Genomic DNA, 14,620 nt, shown 5'->3' with positions numbered 1-14,620 from the left:
TCTTGACCGTGTCGGTTCCCGCGCCGGCGTTCTCGGCAACGCTGTCGCCGGCATTGTCGACGATATAGGTGTCGTCGCCCGCTCCGCCGATCAGCGTGTCGGCGCCAGCCGCACCATTCAGCGTGTCGTTGCCGACACCACCAGTGATCGTGTTGGCAAGGCTATTGCCTGTCCCGACAAAGGCTGCCGTTCCTGCATAGGTGAGGTTCTCGACATTGGCGGCAAGCGTATAGCTTGCCAGCACGGTCTTGACCGTGTCGGTTCCCGCGGCGGCGTTTTCGGCAACGCTGTCGCCGGCATTGTCGACGATATAGGTGTCGTCGCCCGCACCGCCGATCATCGTGTCAGCGCCTGCCCCGCCATTCAGCGTGTCATGGCCGGCGCCGCCGGTGATCATGTTGGCCAGCGCATTGCCGGTGCCGGTGAAGTTGGCCGATCCCGTGTAGCTCAGGTTCTCGACATTGATCAGTGCAGCGATCGAGTAGGTCGCAAGCGACGTGCGGATTTCGTCGGTGCCGGCACTGGCCAACTCGGTGACGACGTCGCTCGCACTGTCGACCACATAGATGTCGTTGCCCGCACCGCCGTTCAGCGTGTCATTGCCGGCGCCGCCGTCCAGCAGATCGTTGCCGGCGCCGCCGGTGATCCTGTTGGCGAGCGCATTGCCGGTGCCGGTGAAGCTGGCCGATCCCGTGTAGCTCAGGTTCTCGACATTGATCAGTGTAGCGATCGAATAGGTCGCAAGCGACGTGCGGATTTCGTCTGTGCCGGCGCTGGCCAACTCGGTGACGACGTCGCTCGCACTGTCGACCACATAGATGTCGTTGCCCGCTCCGCCGATCAGCGTGTCAGCACCTGCCCCGCCATTCAGGATGTCATTACCGACACCACCAGTGATCGTGTTGGCAAGGCTATTGCCTGTCCCGGCAAAGGCTGCCGTTCCGATGTAGGTGAGGTTCTCGACATTGGCTCCCAGTGTGTAGGCGGCCAGTATCGTGCGAACCGTGTCGGTTCCCGCGGCGGCGTTTTCGGCAACGCTGTCGCCGGCATTGTCAACGACATAGGTGTCGTCGCCCGTTCCGCCGATCAAGCTATCGGCACCGGCCCCACCATCCAACACATCATTGCCGGCGGCGCCGGTGATTGTGTTGGCCAGCGCATTGCCGGTGCCGGTGAAGCTGGAGGATCCCGTGTAAATCAGATTCTCGACATTGTTGCTGAGAATATAACCTGAAAGCGCCGTCCGTACGGTGTCCGTCCCCTTGTTCGCACTCTCGACCACAAAATCGACGCCAGCGTCGACCACATAGATGTCGTTGCCGGCACCGCCGATCAGCGTGTCGTTGCCGGCGCCGCCATCCAGCGTGTCGTTGCCGGCGCCGCCGGTGATCGTGTTGGCGAGGCTACTTCCAGTTCCGGTAAAAGCGCCAGTGCCGGTGAAGGTCAGGTTTTCAACATTGGCATTGATGGTCAAGGCATAGGAAGAAAGCACCGTCCTGATCAGATCGGTCCCTTCATTCAGCCCTTCGGTGACCACGTCGACCAGATCATCGACAATATAGGTGTCGTTGCCCGTTCCGCCGATCAATGTGTCATTGCCGGAACCGCCGGAAAGCGAATCATTTCCGGCATTGCCCCAGAGCGTATTGTCCGCCTCATTACCTATAATCGAATCGTTGCCGGAGCCGGCCTGAACGTTCTCAATCAACGATGCAACATTGCCCTGATAAAGAAGGGCGTTGAAAATGTTGCCGCGGGCATAGCCATTATTCGGACCTCCGCCCAGATCGGCCAGCTGACCCTGGGAAAAAACCGAGTGCCCCCCTGCTCGCAAGTCGATTTTGAGGCCCGTCGTATAGGCACTCAGGTCGTAGGTATCGATACCGCCGCCGTCCCAGATTGTCGCGAAGATCCTGTTGGCAGCGGGCGTGATGGCCGCAACGCCGTCGACATAGGTGATGCCCTGGTTCGGATTCCACTTGTAGACGGTATTGCCACTGTTCGTGGTATAGTCCGCACCATACATCTCCTGCAGGGCGGCGATGTCGAGCATCATGAAGCTTTGTGGCGCGCCATCATGCTCATACTTGTACCCACTCAAACTGTCTCCGACATATGTGTGGTAGGTCATGATCGTATATTCGAGCGAGTCGTAGGCGTTCGGAACGACTATCTCCCCTTCGTGACCATGTTTCAGTCCGAGAGCGTGACCCAGCTCGTGCGCCAAGGTATGGCCCGCATAGTTGCCGAACCTCGGAAAGCGAAGATCATCTTCGGTGCCAGCATATCCCGTCCCGAACCAGACATCACCACCCGGCCAGCCGGCAATTGGTAAATAGGCCCATGCCGTGTCAGGCAGAGACGATTGAGCGAACCGCACCGTTGCGGTACCCGCGCTTCCCGCCTCAAAGTTGGCGTTCGTGAATCCCTCGACGGAGAAACCGTCATTTGCCGCACTCCCGTAAGACTGCTCCATAAAGTACAAGGCGAGAGACTGCTGCTGGGACGAAATTGAAGAGAAAGAATGGTATTTTTCGTCACCATAGGCATACGATGACGAGCTCGTGGGAAACGCATAGGTTATCGTTCCGCCCCAGGCAAAGTTGCTCAAGAGCCCGTCTACCTTCTGATCCCCAGTCGAGAAGACGTACGTGGTCCAATTATTAACGTCCGTCATAAAGTCCCCGTTTGCGCACGCCATTCGGCCGCGCCTAATGCCAGTTTCCCTCTGCCCGAAATCAGAGGAAAATTCAACTAAAAGCTTTATTTCGCTTCGGAAAAGTTTTTGACCTTAGTAACTAACGCTCATGAAGCGCTTCCGCCGCAACCTCTACCAAAGGCCAGAAGACATATTCCAGGATCCTGTGCTCGCCCGTTCGAACCTTCGCAATTGCTGCCACGGCGGCACTTAAATTGACGTTACGGTCATCTGCTGAAATTTAATAAGTCTCAGGCTTGGTGATATCGGGAGAGCGAGAGGTCCGCATTGTTTCGGCGCCGCCGAACGTTGTCTTCGCCTGTCGTGCCGCGGGGTCGCCCTCACGGCTTGCCGCGTCGGATACGAGGATCGCATCTGCCGCAATCTTGGTGACGTGGGCTGCGATCGTTCCGTAGTGAAGGGAAATGCTTCGAGCTTGACGAGAGCGTCCTGTCCGACCGTGGTGAAGCCGATGTCCTTGTTCAAAGCGCAATTTGGAGATCAAACGCGCTCCCCAAGAAAAATGGGCGAAGCTGAAATCCCGCTGAGCTGGTCAGCTTGAAAGCCTGCTCCGGGCGTTCTCCGCCAATTCCTGCACCCGGTCTACGGGGATGCGGCCGATCAGCATGAAGGCGTGCGTCGCATTCGACCAATAGACGACGTTCATACCCTTGCGGCTTTCGAGGTCCGGTGCCTTCGGCCCCTTGTCAGACTTGACGATGCAGAGCGCCATCGGCCCGGTCTCGGGGTCGAGATAGGCGATCTGGGCGAGCGTCTTGCCGTCATATTGCAGCAACTGGGCGCGTTTGAAATCGATGCCTGGGAGCGAGACGGCTTCGGGGGAGAGTGACAGGCCGAGTTTTTCGTCAAGACCGGCGAGCTGGGCGGCCTGATCCTCCCTGCTGGGGGCGGGGCCGGCGAGCGTTTCGGCGGTATAGAGAGAGATATAATCGGCGACCACGGCGCGCCATTCGCTGTTTTCGTCCTTTGCCGACAAGCCCTTGCTAATGCCGATGACGGCGCGGTCGATGGCGATGCCGGCGACCAGCGAGGCGGCGAGCGCGCCGAGGAAGCGGCGGCGGCTGGCGAATGCGGGCGTGGAGGCGGAACTGGCGCTTTGCTGCGCCGGGATGGCGGCGAGCATCGCCTCCAGCTTCTCGTGAGGGGCTTCGGCGAGCAGCGGGGCGAAGGCTTGTTCGAAGGGCAGGCTGGCGCGCGCCAGGAATTCCAGCCGCTCGGCGGTGCTCTCGTCTTCGTTCACGATGGCTTCGATGCGGGCGACCTCTTCAGCCGTCAGTTCACCGTCGATGAAGGCGGTCAGCTCCTCGTCGGAGGGAATGGTGTGTTTCTTCGTCATTGCCGTCCCCCTTCCGGTCCGGCGTCGGAGAGCTTGGCGCGCGCGGCCGCCAGCCGGCTCATCACGGTTCCGATCGGAATATCCAAAATGCCCGCAACCTCGCGATAGGAAAGTCCTTCCACATAGGCGAGGAAAACCACCGTCCTTTGCGCCTCGGGCAGCGCATTCACCTGTTTCAGTACCTGGTTCGCCATCACATGCGTTTCGGTGTCGTGGGCGCCGTCGAAGGTCAGCGTCTCCCCGGCATCGACGAAACCCTGGCCCTGGCGCACCCGGCGCGAGCGGATCTCGTTCAGCCAAATCGAATGCAGGATCGAAAACAGCCAGCGGTCGAGCCGGGTACCGGGGATGAACTGATCGGCGCGCTCGAGCGCGCGAAGGCAGGTCGCCTGCACGAGGTCGTCGGCGACATCGCGCTGGTGCGAGAGAACGAGACCATAACGCCAGAGCCTTGCCAGATTTTCCGTCAGGCCACTCCTGATATCCGCTTCGCTCGCGATGGCCGCCTCCGCCGATCCTGCACTCTTCGGAACCGCCGGATGAAGCGGCGATTCCATTCTGGCGCGACTATAGGCAGGAAAATGGGTGTGCGCGACCGACATTCTTACATCCCTTTCGTGCTTCCATTTTCCCGCCCCATGGCCCGCTGATCAGATCTTCGAGGGATCGAGGATTGCAGCGTTCAGATCCTGATATTCCTCGCAGCCCGTGCCGCAGATCGCCTTGATTGACTTCAGCTGGTCCTTGGCGAGATCGAGCTGACCCTTGATGACATAGGCTTCGCCGAGATATTCGCGGACCTTGGCATATTGCGGGTCCATCTTTACCGACCGCAGATAATAGGAAATGCCCTCGTCGGTGCGGCCGAGCTTGCGGGTAGCATAACCGCGATAGTTCAGCACTTCGGCGGTGTTCTGATCCTTGACCGTGTCGAGCACGGCAAGCGCCTCCTCATAGCGGCCGGCCTTGGCCAGCGAATAGGCATAGTCGGCGCGGTTCTCGTCGGAGACGTTGGCGCTCTGCTGCTTGACGCATTTCTTGGTCTTCTGGTCGTAGATCTCGCCCTTCTTGCAGACCGGCGTCGTGCTGCTGTCATCGCCGATCGCAAAAACCGGACCGGAGAAAACAGAAGCGGCGAGGCAGCCGCCGAGAAGGAGGGAAGCGATGCGGGCTGTCATGATCGTCATGGGGAAACTCCTCGAAAGTGACGTTGCGAGGAGAGAACACCGCTGCGCCTGGCTTTATTCGGCAACCTTCCCACTTTCTCCATCACTGCTTCGTGAAGCAGACGAGGTCGAATAAATCATCGGCACCGCGTGTTTTTCGTTCCGCCGGGAACGACAAGGAGAATTCCGTGACCGATACCGTGAAACTCGTCAGCCTCGCCGTCGCCACACCCGAACATATCATTTTCCAAAAACAGGCGCTCGAAGCCTCAGCCCGGCTGTTTGCCGACCGTTTCGAGGATTTTCGACACCTTGCACGCGTCTTCGACAGCGCCGGTATCGAAAAGCGCCATGCGGCGCGGCCGCTTGCCTGGTTCGACGAGCCACATGGCTGGCAAGACCGGATGCAGGCCTTTGCAGAAGTGGCCGGCGGGCTTTTCGTCGAGGCTGCCAGCTCGGCCCTTCGCCAGGCAGGCCTTGAGGCCGGCGATGTCGACTGTGTCGTGACCGTCTCCTCCACCGGTTTTACGACACCGAGCCTTGATGCGCAGCTTAGCCGCAGGATGGGTTTCAGACCCGATATCGAGCGCGTGCCGGTCTTCGGGCTCGGCTGTGCCGCCGGCGTGTCAGGCTTTGCGATCGCCTCGCGGCTGGCGCGAAGCCGGCCGGGCACTGTTGTGCTTTTCGTCTCGATCGAGCTTTGCACGCTGGCCTTCCGGCTGGACGAGTTGACGCGGCCGAACATCATCGCGACGGCGCTTTTTGGCGACGGCGCTGCCGCCTGCGTGCTTCGATCAGGCGAGAACGGGTTGGCGGAAGTGGAGTCGACTGGCGAACATCTCTTTCCCGACACGCTCGATATCATGGGCTGGAAGATCGATGACGGCGGCTTCGGCATCGTGCTGGCGCAATCGCTGCCGCCGTTTGCCGAAAAGGAGCTCGGCCCGGCGGTAATGGCCATTCTGGCCCGCAACGGGCTGAGGGTGGAGGATATCGACCGCTTCATCTGCCATCCCGGCGGCATGAAGGTGCTGGCCGCGATGGAGAGCGCGCTTTCGATGGTGCCGGGCACACTCGATCACGAGCGCGCCGTGCTTGCCGAATATGGCAACATGTCCTCGCCGACCATCCTGTTCGTGCTGGAGCGGGCAATCCGCGCCGGATTGCCTGCGCGCTCCGCGATGATCGCCATGGGGCCGGGCTTTTCGGCGAGCTGCGTGACGCTCCGGAGGGTGGCATGATGTGGCCGTCGATCGCGCTTCTGGCCTTCGTGACGCTGCAGCGCCTGGGCGAACTCGTGCTCGCCCGGCGCAACACGGCGGTGCTTCTTGCCAGAGGCGCCAAAGAGGTGGCACCCGAGCATTATTCCGTCATGGTAGCGCTTCATGCCGGCTGGATTATTGGTCTCTGGCTGCTCGCCCCCGGTAGGCCGGTCGAGCTCTTCTGGTTTCTGGTGTTCATGGGGCTGCAGGCGCTGCGACTCTGGGTGCTGGCGACGCTGAAAGGCCGCTGGACGACGCGTATCATCATCCTGCCCGGCGCGCCGCTCGTCAGCTCCGGGCCCTATCGCTTCCTCCGCCATCCGAACTATGCGATCGTCGTCGGCGAGATCGCCGCCCTTCCCCTCGCCTTCGGCCTACCGCTTTACGCGATCGTCTTTTCACTTCTCAACGCGCTTATCCTCCATGTCCGCCTGAAGGCTGAAAATGCCGCACTGAAAAGCGCAATGATTTTGAAATGAAGGCGATTTTTCGTTTGCGCCGCCTTGTCGACAGGGGCATTTTCACCCCGATAAACTTAAGCGGAATGCAAGCGGAAATGACGAAATACGCAATCGTGCTCGGCGCCGGCATCGTCGGGGTTTCCACGGCCATCCATCTTCAGCGGCGCGGCCGGCAGGTGACGCTGATCGACCGCAAGGATCCGGGCAACGAAACCTCCTTCGGCAATGCCGGCCTGATCCAGCGGGAAGGTGTGGCGCCTTACGGCTTTCCCCAGCAGCTCGGGCTTCTGCTGCGTTATGCGCTGAATAACCGCATCGACGCGCATTACCACCTGCGCACGCTGCCGAGCCAGATCGCCTTTCTCGCCCGCTACTGGTGGAACTCCAATGCGCGCCGCCACGCGATCATTACCCGGGCCTATGCGCCGCTGATCGAAAATTCGATTGCCGAACACAAGGATCTGATCGAGGCTTCGCAGGCGCAAGCGCTGATCCGCAAGGACGGCTGGATCAAGATTTTCCGCACTGAAGCCAAGCGCGACGGGGCTCTTGCGGAGGCAGCACTTTGGCAGAATGAATTCGGCGTGGAGTATGACAGCCTGAGTCCGGCCGATATCGCCCGCATGGAACCTCATCTTACCGGCGATTTCGCCGGCGGCATCCGCTGGCGCGATCCCTGGTCGGTGCTCGACCCGCATGCGCTGACATCGGCCTATCGCCGCTATTTCGAAAGTATCGGCGGCCGCTTCGTCACGGGTGACGCCGCCTCGCTCGGCCCGTACGGCTCCGGCTGGAAGATCCTGACGAGGGAAGGTCCGCTCGAAGCCGAGGATGCGGTGATAGCGCTCGGCCCCTGGGCGGCCGTTGCAACGCGCCGGCTCGGCTATTCATTCCCGCTCGGCGTCAAGCGCGGCTATCACATGCATTATGCCGCCGAGGGCAATGCCGTGCTCAACAATTGGACGCTCGATGCCGAACGCGGCTATCTCCTGGCGCCGATGCGCCGCGGCATCCGCCTGACGACAGGGGCGGAGTTTGCAACGCTCGACGCGCCGAAGACGCCGGTCCAGCTCGATCGCGCCGAAGCCGTGGCGCGCACCATCTTCCCGCTTGGAGACCGGCTCGATCCCGAGCCCTGGATGGGCGCGCGGCCCTGCACGCCAGACATGATGCCTGTTATCGGCAAGGCGCCGCGCCATCAGGGCCTGTGGTTTGCCTTCGGCCATGCCCATCACGGGCTGACGCTCGGGCCGGTGACCGGCCGCGTGCTTGCCGAACTCATCACCGGTGAGGCGCCGTTCATCGATATTGCGGCCTATTCGCCGCGGCGTTTCAACCCGTGATACCGAGCGCTGCAAGGCTCTTGAGCGCCGTTGCCGCGATGCCTTCGATCGTGTCGTCGATATCGACAGTGACGACGCCCAGCTCGCCGGTCGGCGGTTCCAGCGTCGCCAGCTGACTTTCGAGCAGCGAGGCCGGCATGAAATGTCCCTTGCGCTCGCCCATCCGCTTCATCAGCAACGCTTTGGAACCTTCGAGATAGACGAAGAACAGATTGCCGCCGACAGCAGCCCTGAGCCTGTCGCGATAGATGCGCTTCAGCGCCGAGCAGGAGACGATAATGCCCTCGCTCTTCTCCATCGAGGCTTTCATGTCTTCGCCGATGCGGTCGAGCCAGGGCATCCGGTCCTCATCGGTCAGCGGAATGCCCTTCGACATCTTCTCGACATTGGCGGCGGGATGGAGCGCATCGCCTTCGACGAAGGCCAAGTGCAGGGCTTCGGCGAGTTTCTCGCCGACGGAGGATTTGCCGCAGCCGCTGACTCCCATGACGATGATCGCATGGGATTTGTTCATTTGCTCCGACATGATTTCCTCCTTAGCTTGCCTTCCCGCTCAATCGAGCGGGAAGTGACAGGCATATTGTTGTGCACCCTCACCACTTAGTTCGGGTGAAACCTGGCGACAATAGTCCTGTGCCTTCCAGCAGCGCGGATTGAAGTGGCAACCCGACGGCGGCTTCAACGGCGAAGGCAGTTCGCCCTGCAGGCGAATGCGGGTCTTTTCGCGATCGGGATCGGCGATCGGCGTCGCCGACAGCAAGGCTGCCGTATAGGGATGGCGCGGCCGGGCGAAAACCTCGGCGGCCGGGCCGGTTTCCACAGGACGGCCGAGATACATTACCATCACCTCGTCGGCGATATGATGGACGACGGACAGGCCGTGCGAGATGAAGAGATAGGCAAGCCCCATCTCCTTCTGCAGGTCCATCAACAGGTTCAGCACCTGCGCCTGGATCGACAGGTCAAGCGCCGAAACCGGTTCGTCGAGCACCAGCACCTTCGGCCGCAGCATCAGGGCGCGGGCAATGGCGATGCGTTGGCGCTGGCCGCCCGAGAACATATGGGGATAGCGGCCATAATGCTCCGGCCGCAGACCGACGCGGGCCATCATCTCCTCCACCTTGCGGCGGCGGGCGGCGGCGTCGAGACTAGTGTTGATCTTCAGCGGCTCTTCGAGGATCGAGCCGACCTTCTGGCGCGGGTTGAGCGAGCCGTAGGGGTTCTGGAAGACGATCTGCACCTGGCTGCGCAGGCTGCGATCGCCGACATGGGCGGGCTTGCCGTCGATCAGCAATTGCCCCGATGTCGGATTCTCGATCATCGTGACCAGACGGGCGAGCGTCGACTTGCCACAGCCGGATTCGCCGACGACGGCGAGCGTCTTGCCGGAATGCAGGCTGAAGCTGACGCCGTTCAGCGCCTTGACCGTGGCATCGGCTTTGAAGAGGCCGCGGTTGACGGTGTAGAAGCGGGCGAGATCCCTGCCCTCGAGAACAGCGCCCGTCATACGAGATCTCCTGCAGTTTCAACGGCCATGATGCCGGGGTGCCCGAGCGGCTTGCCGTCCTTCAAAGGATAGTTGCAGAGCGCCAGTCCAAGCTCCGGTCCCTGACGGACGACACCGCGATCGCACTCGACCGTGGCAAAGCCGCAGCGCGGCGCGAAGAGACAGCCTGTCGGGCGACCGTGCTGGCCGGGAACGACACCGGCGATCGAGGGAAGACGCTGGCCGACCTTGGCGCGCTCCGGCAGGGCGGCGAGCAGGGCTGCGGTATAGGGATGATGCGGATCGCGAAACAGCGCCCTTACCGGCTGTTCCTCGACCTTCTGGCCGGCATATTGCACCTGCACGCGTTCGGCGGTTTCAGCAACGACCCCCATGTCGTGGGTGATCAGCACCAGCGCCATGCCCTGCTCCTTCTGCAGGCGAACGAGCAGATCGAGGATCTGTGCCTGGATCGTCACGTCGAGCGCAGTCGTCGGCTCGTCGGCGATCAGGAGCTTCGGATTGCAGGCGAGCGCCATGGCGATCATGACGCGCTGGCTCATGCCGCCGGACATCTGATGCGGGAAGTTCGACAGGCGCTCTTCCGGCGCCGGAATGCCGACGAGGTTGAGCAGTTCGATCGAGCGCTGGCGGCGCTCCTTGCGGTTGAGGCCCATATGAAAGCGCAGGGTCTCGCCGAGCTGAAAGCCGACGGTGAAGCACGGGTTGAGGCTCGACATTGGCTCCTGGAAGATCATCGCCATATCCTTGCCGATGATCCTGCGGCGCTGGCGGGCGGAGATGCCGCGCAGGTCCTTGCCATCGAACTGCATCCGGTCGGCGGTGATCCTCGCCGTCCAGGGCAGAAGCCCCATCAGGGCCAGCATGGCCACGGATTTACCCGAGCCGGATTCGCCGACGACCGACAGGATCTCGCCCTTGTCGCAGGCAAGCGATACGCCGTCGACGGCCCGGAAGAGACCGGAAGAGGTCTGGAATTCGACCGTCAGATTTTCAATCTCGAGGAGTGACATCACGACCTCTTCAGTTTGGGATCGAGCGCGTCGCGCAGGCCGTCACCCATCAGGTTGATGGCGAGAACGGTGATGAGGATGGCAAGACCCGGGAATGTCACCACCCACCAGGCGCGCGAGATGAACTCACGGGATTCGGCCAGCATCGTTCCCCATTCGGGTGTCGGCGGCTGGGCGCCCATGCCGAGAAAGCCGAGCGCGGCGGCATCGAGAATCGCCGCCGAGAAGGCGAGCGTCGCCTGAACGATCAGTGGCCCAAGACAGTTCGGCAAGATCGTCTTGAACATCAACCGGAAGGTGCCGGCACCGGCGACGCGCGAGGCGATCACATATTCCTTCTCACGCTCTGAAATGACCGAGGCCCGCGTCAGCCGGACGAAATGCGGCTGGTTGACCAGCGAAATCGCGATCATCGCATTGGTGAGACCGGGTCCCAGCACGGCCACCAGAACGAGAGCCAGCAGCAGCGACGGGAAAGCCAGGATGATGTCCATCAGGCGCATGATTGCCGTATCGATCTTGCCGCGGAAAAATCCGGCAACGAGGCCGATCAGGACGCCTGAAATGACCGAAAGCGTGACGACGACGACGCCGATGAAGAGCGAGAACCGCGCGCCATAGATCAGGCGCGAGAGGATATCGCGGCCGACAGCATCCGTTCCGAGCGGGAAGGAGGCGCTGCCCGCCTCCATCCAGAACGGCACGGCGAGCAGCACCGCACGGTTCTGCTCGTTCGGCTGATGTGGCGCAAAGAGCGGCGCAAGGATTGCGACGACCAGGATGATGGAGAAAACCACGAGGCCGATGACGGCGCCCTTGTTGCGGGAGAAATAATGCCAGAACTCCGCAAGAGCGGATGGCTGGCCGGTTTTGACGGTGACCGTGCTCATGGACCGCTCCTAATGACGAATGCGCGGATTGATGAAGCCGTAGAGAACATCAACAATCAGATTGACCAGCATGATGACGCCGGCGATCAGCAGAAGACCACCCTGGACCACGGCATAATCGCGCTTGAAGACCGAATCGACCATCCATTTGCCGATGCCCGGCCAGGAGAAGATCGTCTCGGTGAGGATGGCGCCGGCTAGAAGAACGCCAATCTGCAGACCGATCGTGGTGATGACAGGGATCATTGCGTTGCGCAGCGCATGCACGCCGACGACGCGCAGCGGCTTCAGGCCTTTCGAGCGCGCGGTGCGGACATAGTCCTCACCCAGAACTTCGAGCATCGCCGAACGCGTCTGGCGCGCGATGACGGCGAGCGGGATGGTCGCCAGCACGATGGTCGGCAGAATGAGGTAGCTGACGGCTGAGGCGAAGGCTCCCTTCTGGCCCGACAGCAGGCTGTCGACAAGCATGAATCCGGTGACCGGCTTGAAGAAATACATCAGCGAGATGCGGCCGGAAACCGGCGTCCAGCCGAGATAGCCGGAGAAGAAGATGATGAGCAGCAGACCCCACCAGAAAATCGGCATGGAATAACCGATGAGGGCAACACCCATCACGCTCTGATCGAACCACGTGCCTCGCTTGACGGCCGCAAAAACGCCGGCGGGCACGCCAAGACAGACGGCGATAATGATGGCACAGAGCGAAAGCTCCAGTGTCGCCGGGAACAATGTGAAGAACTCGCCGAGAACGGGCCGCTTGGTGACGATCGAGGTGCCGAGATCGCCTTGCAGCACTTTTCCGAGATAATCGAAATACTGCACATATATGGGCCTGTCGAAACCGAGATCGTGCATGATCTGGGCGTGACGTTCCGGCGCCATCACACGTTCACCCGACAAAAGCATGACGGGGTCGCCGGGGATCATGCGGATGAACGAGAAGGCTATCAGCGAAACGCCAAGGAATGTCGGGATCAGCACCGCGAGGCGGCCGATGAAAAAACGCAACATAGCAGGTTTTCCAATAGTTTCCGGCGGTCAGGGGAACCTGACCGCCGGCCGCACCCGGCGTTGACCGGGCAGTTTACAGATTTTTTATTATTCGGAAATGTCCACACCGTCGAAGCGGTGAATTCCGAGCGGGTCCATGAAGAAGCCCGAGACCTTCTTGCTCATTGGAACGAAGACCAATGAGTGGTCGAGCGTATTCCAGGGAGCTTCCTTCTTGAAGATCAGCTGAGCCTGTTCATAGGCCTTCGTGCGCTCGGCGACGTCGGCCGTCTGCTTGGCCTTCGTCATCAGATCGTCGAATTCCTTGTTGCACCACTGAGCGCGGTTGTTGCCGCCGACAGCGTCGCAGCCAAGCAACGTATCCATGAAGTTGTCAGGGTCGCCATTGTCGCCGGTCCAGCCGAGGATGACGGCACCGTCGCGATTCTTGTCGGACGAGAGCTTCAGATATTCGGCCCATTCATGAGTGACGATTTCCGCATCGACGCCGACCTTGGCCAAGTCGGCCTGCATCAATTCTGCGGCGCGGCGCGCGTTCAACATGTACGGACGCGAAACCGGCATCGCCCAGATTTTCATCTTCAGATCCTTGACGCCGGCATCTGCCAGCATCTTCTTCGACGCATCGGGATCGTACTTGTCGTCTACGACGGCATCGTTATAGGACCACATCGTCGGCGGGATCGGGTTCTTGGCAACGGCTGCGGCACCCTGGAAGACGGCGTCGACGATCGCCTGCTTGTTGATCGCCATGTTCAGCGCCTTGCGGACTTCGGCCTTGTCGAAGGGAGCAATCAAGGTGTTGTAGGCGAGATACGAAACGTTCAGGCCGGCTTGCTCGAGCACGGTCAGGTTTTCGTCCTTCTTGAGTTCGGCGACGTCAGCCGCATTCGGATACGGAATGAGGTGGCATTCGCCGGCCTTCAGCTTCTGCGCGCGGACGGCAGCATCAGAGGTGATCGCGAAAACCAGATCGTCGATCTTTTCCTTGCCCTTGAAATAGGTTTCGTTCGCCTTGTAGCGGATAACGGCATCCGGCTGGTAGGCGACGAAGGTGAACGGGCCGGTGCCGAGCGGCTGCTGGTTCAGCTGCGCCATCTTGCCGTCGGCGGCGAGCTTGTCGGCATATTCCTTGGAGACGATCGAGGCGAAGTCCATGGCGAGGTCGGCGAGGAACGGCGCTTCGGGATGGTTGAGCGTGAACTTGACGGTGAGGTCATCGACCTTCTCGATCGACTTGATCAACTCCGGGAAGCCCATGCCGGCAGCATATTCGTAAGAGCCGCCCTCGACATACTTGTTCCACGGATTGTCAGCCTTGAGCTGGCGCTCGAACGAGAAGATGACGTCGTCGGCATTGAAGTCACGCGTCGGCGTGAAGAAGTCGGTGGTCTGGTACTTGACGCCCGGATGAAGCTTGAAGGTGTATTCCTTGCCGTCGGCCGAAACGCTCCAGCTGTCGGCCAGGCCCGGCTCGATCTCGGTGCCGCCATGCTTGAATTCGACGAGACGGCTATAGACCGTGCGCGACGACGCGTCGAAGGTCGTGCCTGCCGTGTAGAGGCTCGGGTCGAAGCCTTCCGGCGAGCCCTCGGAGCAATAAACAAGGGTCTTGGACCAGGCCGACGTCGCCATGACGGAAATCAGGGCCGTCGCTGCCAGGAGGACAGAGATCTTTTTCATAATATTGTTTCCCGGTTGTTCTTCTTGATGTTTGGAGATCGTAGAATGCATCTCGATCGACGGTTGATGGAACGATATTTATCTACTGAAAGCAACGGGCTATGCAGAAAAATTTTCCAGCTGGACAATTTTAGAAATTTTCAGTCAAAAATCAGCCGCATTTGGAAATATTCGGACAAAAATGACCGAAATTTTGTCGCATTTGGTATAAAAGCGCGCCCATCGC

General features: G+C 60.8%; 14 protein-coding genes. 4 read left to right on the top strand and 10 right to left on the bottom strand.

Translation table 11 applies throughout. The features are described from left to right. The 4 genes from HX899_RS33040 to HX899_RS33025 all read right to left on the bottom strand — a co-directional run. Positions 1–2,677 (bottom strand): M10 family metallopeptidase C-terminal domain-containing protein (locus HX899_RS33040; RefSeq protein ID WP_210273895.1); only part of this gene is annotated, 2,677 nt, incomplete at its 3' end. A 574-nt stretch (positions 2,678–3,251) separates the two neighbouring features. Continuing rightward, positions 3,252–4,055, bottom strand: a complete 804-nt coding sequence (locus HX899_RS33035; RefSeq protein ID WP_181294447.1) for an anti-sigma factor — start codon at positions 4,053–4,055, stop codon at positions 3,252–3,254. Beyond that, on the bottom strand, positions 4,052–4,657 hold the full coding sequence (locus HX899_RS33030) for an RNA polymerase sigma factor (protein ID WP_181294446.1): 606 nt from the start codon (positions 4,655–4,657) through the stop codon (positions 4,052–4,054). Before HX899_RS33030 ends, HX899_RS33035 begins: the two co-directional genes overlap by 4 nt. Before the next feature lie 48 nt (positions 4,658–4,705). Then, positions 4,706–5,242, bottom strand: a complete 537-nt coding sequence (locus HX899_RS33025) for a tetratricopeptide repeat protein (RefSeq protein WP_180194716.1) — start codon at positions 5,240–5,242, stop codon at positions 4,706–4,708. Between the two features lie 167 nt (positions 5,243–5,409). Between HX899_RS33025 and HX899_RS33020 the strand changes: the two genes are divergently transcribed. The 3 genes from HX899_RS33020 (at position 5,410) to HX899_RS33010 (ending at position 8,287) form a co-directional block, all read left to right on the top strand. Then, entirely contained in the window at positions 5,410–6,462 is a 1,053-nt protein-coding gene (locus HX899_RS33020) for a type III polyketide synthase (protein WP_180194715.1), read from the top strand. Next, the gene (locus HX899_RS33015; RefSeq protein ID WP_181294445.1) at positions 6,459–6,962 is read left to right on the top strand and encodes an isoprenylcysteine carboxyl methyltransferase family protein; all 504 of its coding nucleotides are present in this window, start codon (positions 6,459–6,461) and stop codon (positions 6,960–6,962) included. The genes HX899_RS33020 and HX899_RS33015 overlap by 4 nt, the downstream gene beginning before the upstream one ends. Positions 6,963–7,039: 77 nt before the next feature. Continuing rightward, complete coding sequence (locus HX899_RS33010) at positions 7,040–8,287, top strand: FAD-binding oxidoreductase (protein ID WP_181294444.1); 1,248 nt, start codon at positions 7,040–7,042, stop codon at positions 8,285–8,287. Here the strand turns inward: HX899_RS33010 and HX899_RS33005 are convergent. The 6 genes from HX899_RS33005 to HX899_RS32980 form a co-directional block, all read right to left on the bottom strand. Next, positions 8,277–8,813: a gluconokinase gene (locus tag HX899_RS33005; protein WP_210273894.1), complete on the bottom strand. Its 537-nt coding sequence runs from the start codon at positions 8,811–8,813 to the stop codon at positions 8,277–8,279. The genes HX899_RS33010 and HX899_RS33005 overlap by 11 nt on opposite strands. A gap of 27 nt (positions 8,814–8,840) precedes the next feature. Beyond that, positions 8,841–9,794 (bottom strand): peptide ABC transporter ATP-binding protein, encoded by a 954-nt coding sequence (locus HX899_RS33000; protein WP_138388049.1) that lies wholly within the window; start codon positions 9,792–9,794, stop codon positions 8,841–8,843. Continuing rightward, entirely contained in the window at positions 9,791–10,807 is a 1,017-nt protein-coding gene (locus tag HX899_RS32995) for an ABC transporter ATP-binding protein (RefSeq protein ID WP_138388050.1), read from the bottom strand. Before HX899_RS32995 ends, HX899_RS33000 begins: the two co-directional genes overlap by 4 nt. Continuing rightward, positions 10,807–11,697 carry an ABC transporter permease subunit gene (locus tag HX899_RS32990; RefSeq protein ID WP_181294443.1) on the bottom strand — a complete coding sequence of 297 codons (891 nt, stop codon included), beginning with the start codon at positions 11,695–11,697 and terminating at the stop codon, positions 10,807–10,809. The genes HX899_RS32995 and HX899_RS32990 overlap by 1 nt, the downstream gene beginning before the upstream one ends. 9 nt (positions 11,698–11,706) lie before the next feature. Next, positions 11,707–12,711, bottom strand: a complete 1,005-nt coding sequence (locus tag HX899_RS32985; RefSeq protein ID WP_017959055.1) for an ABC transporter permease subunit — start codon at positions 12,709–12,711, stop codon at positions 11,707–11,709. 87 nt (positions 12,712–12,798) lie between these two features. Beyond that, the gene (locus HX899_RS32980; protein ID WP_028758279.1) at positions 12,799–14,394 is read right to left on the bottom strand and encodes an ABC transporter substrate-binding protein; all 1,596 of its coding nucleotides are present in this window, start codon (positions 14,392–14,394) and stop codon (positions 12,799–12,801) included. Between the two features lie 45 nt (positions 14,395–14,439). Here HX899_RS32980 and HX899_RS34880 point away from each other — a divergent pair. Further along, on the top strand, positions 14,440–14,620 hold a 181-nt coding region (locus HX899_RS34880), incomplete at its 3' end, for a hypothetical protein (RefSeq protein WP_210273893.1).

The organism is Rhizobium sp. WYCCWR 11146 (genome assembly GCF_013591995.1).
Taxonomy (GTDB): Bacteria; Pseudomonadota; Alphaproteobacteria; order Rhizobiales; family Rhizobiaceae; genus Rhizobium; species Rhizobium indicum.
The sequence above is the reverse complement of the archived record's forward strand: the minus strand, read 5'-3'. Positions and strand labels throughout refer to the sequence as shown.

Bases quoted from the DNA above. Each gene is read 5' to 3' on its own strand.
- HX899_RS32985 (WP_017959055.1), bottom strand. From the start codon at position 12,711: ATGTTGCGTTTTTTCATCGGCCGCCTCGCGGTGCTGATCCCGACATTC.
- HX899_RS33015 (WP_181294445.1), top strand. From the start codon at position 6,459: ATGATGTGGCCGTCGATCGCGCTTCTGGCCTTCGTGACGCTGCAGCGC.
- HX899_RS33010 (WP_181294444.1), top strand. From the start codon at position 7,040: ATGACGAAATACGCAATCGTGCTCGGCGCCGGCATCGTCGGGGTTTCC.
- HX899_RS33005 (WP_210273894.1), bottom strand. From the start codon at position 8,813: ATGTCGGAGCAAATGAACAAATCCCATGCGATCATCGTCATGGGAGTC.
- HX899_RS33025 (WP_180194716.1), bottom strand. From the start codon at position 5,242: ATGACGATCATGACAGCCCGCATCGCTTCCCTCCTTCTCGGCGGCTGC.
- HX899_RS33035 (WP_181294447.1), bottom strand. From the start codon at position 4,055: ATGACGAAGAAACACACCATTCCCTCCGACGAGGAGCTGACCGCCTTC.
- HX899_RS32990 (WP_181294443.1), bottom strand. From the start codon at position 11,697: ATGAGCACGGTCACCGTCAAAACCGGCCAGCCATCCGCTCTTGCGGAG.
- HX899_RS33000 (WP_138388049.1), bottom strand. From the start codon at position 9,794: ATGACGGGCGCTGTTCTCGAGGGCAGGGATCTCGCCCGCTTCTACACC.
- HX899_RS32995 (WP_138388050.1), bottom strand. From the start codon at position 10,807: ATGTCACTCCTCGAGATTGAAAATCTGACGGTCGAATTCCAGACCTCT.
- HX899_RS32980 (WP_028758279.1), bottom strand. From the start codon at position 14,394: ATGAAAAAGATCTCTGTCCTCCTGGCAGCGACGGCCCTGATTTCCGTC.
- HX899_RS33030 (WP_181294446.1), bottom strand. From the start codon at position 4,657: ATGTCGGTCGCGCACACCCATTTTCCTGCCTATAGTCGCGCCAGAATG.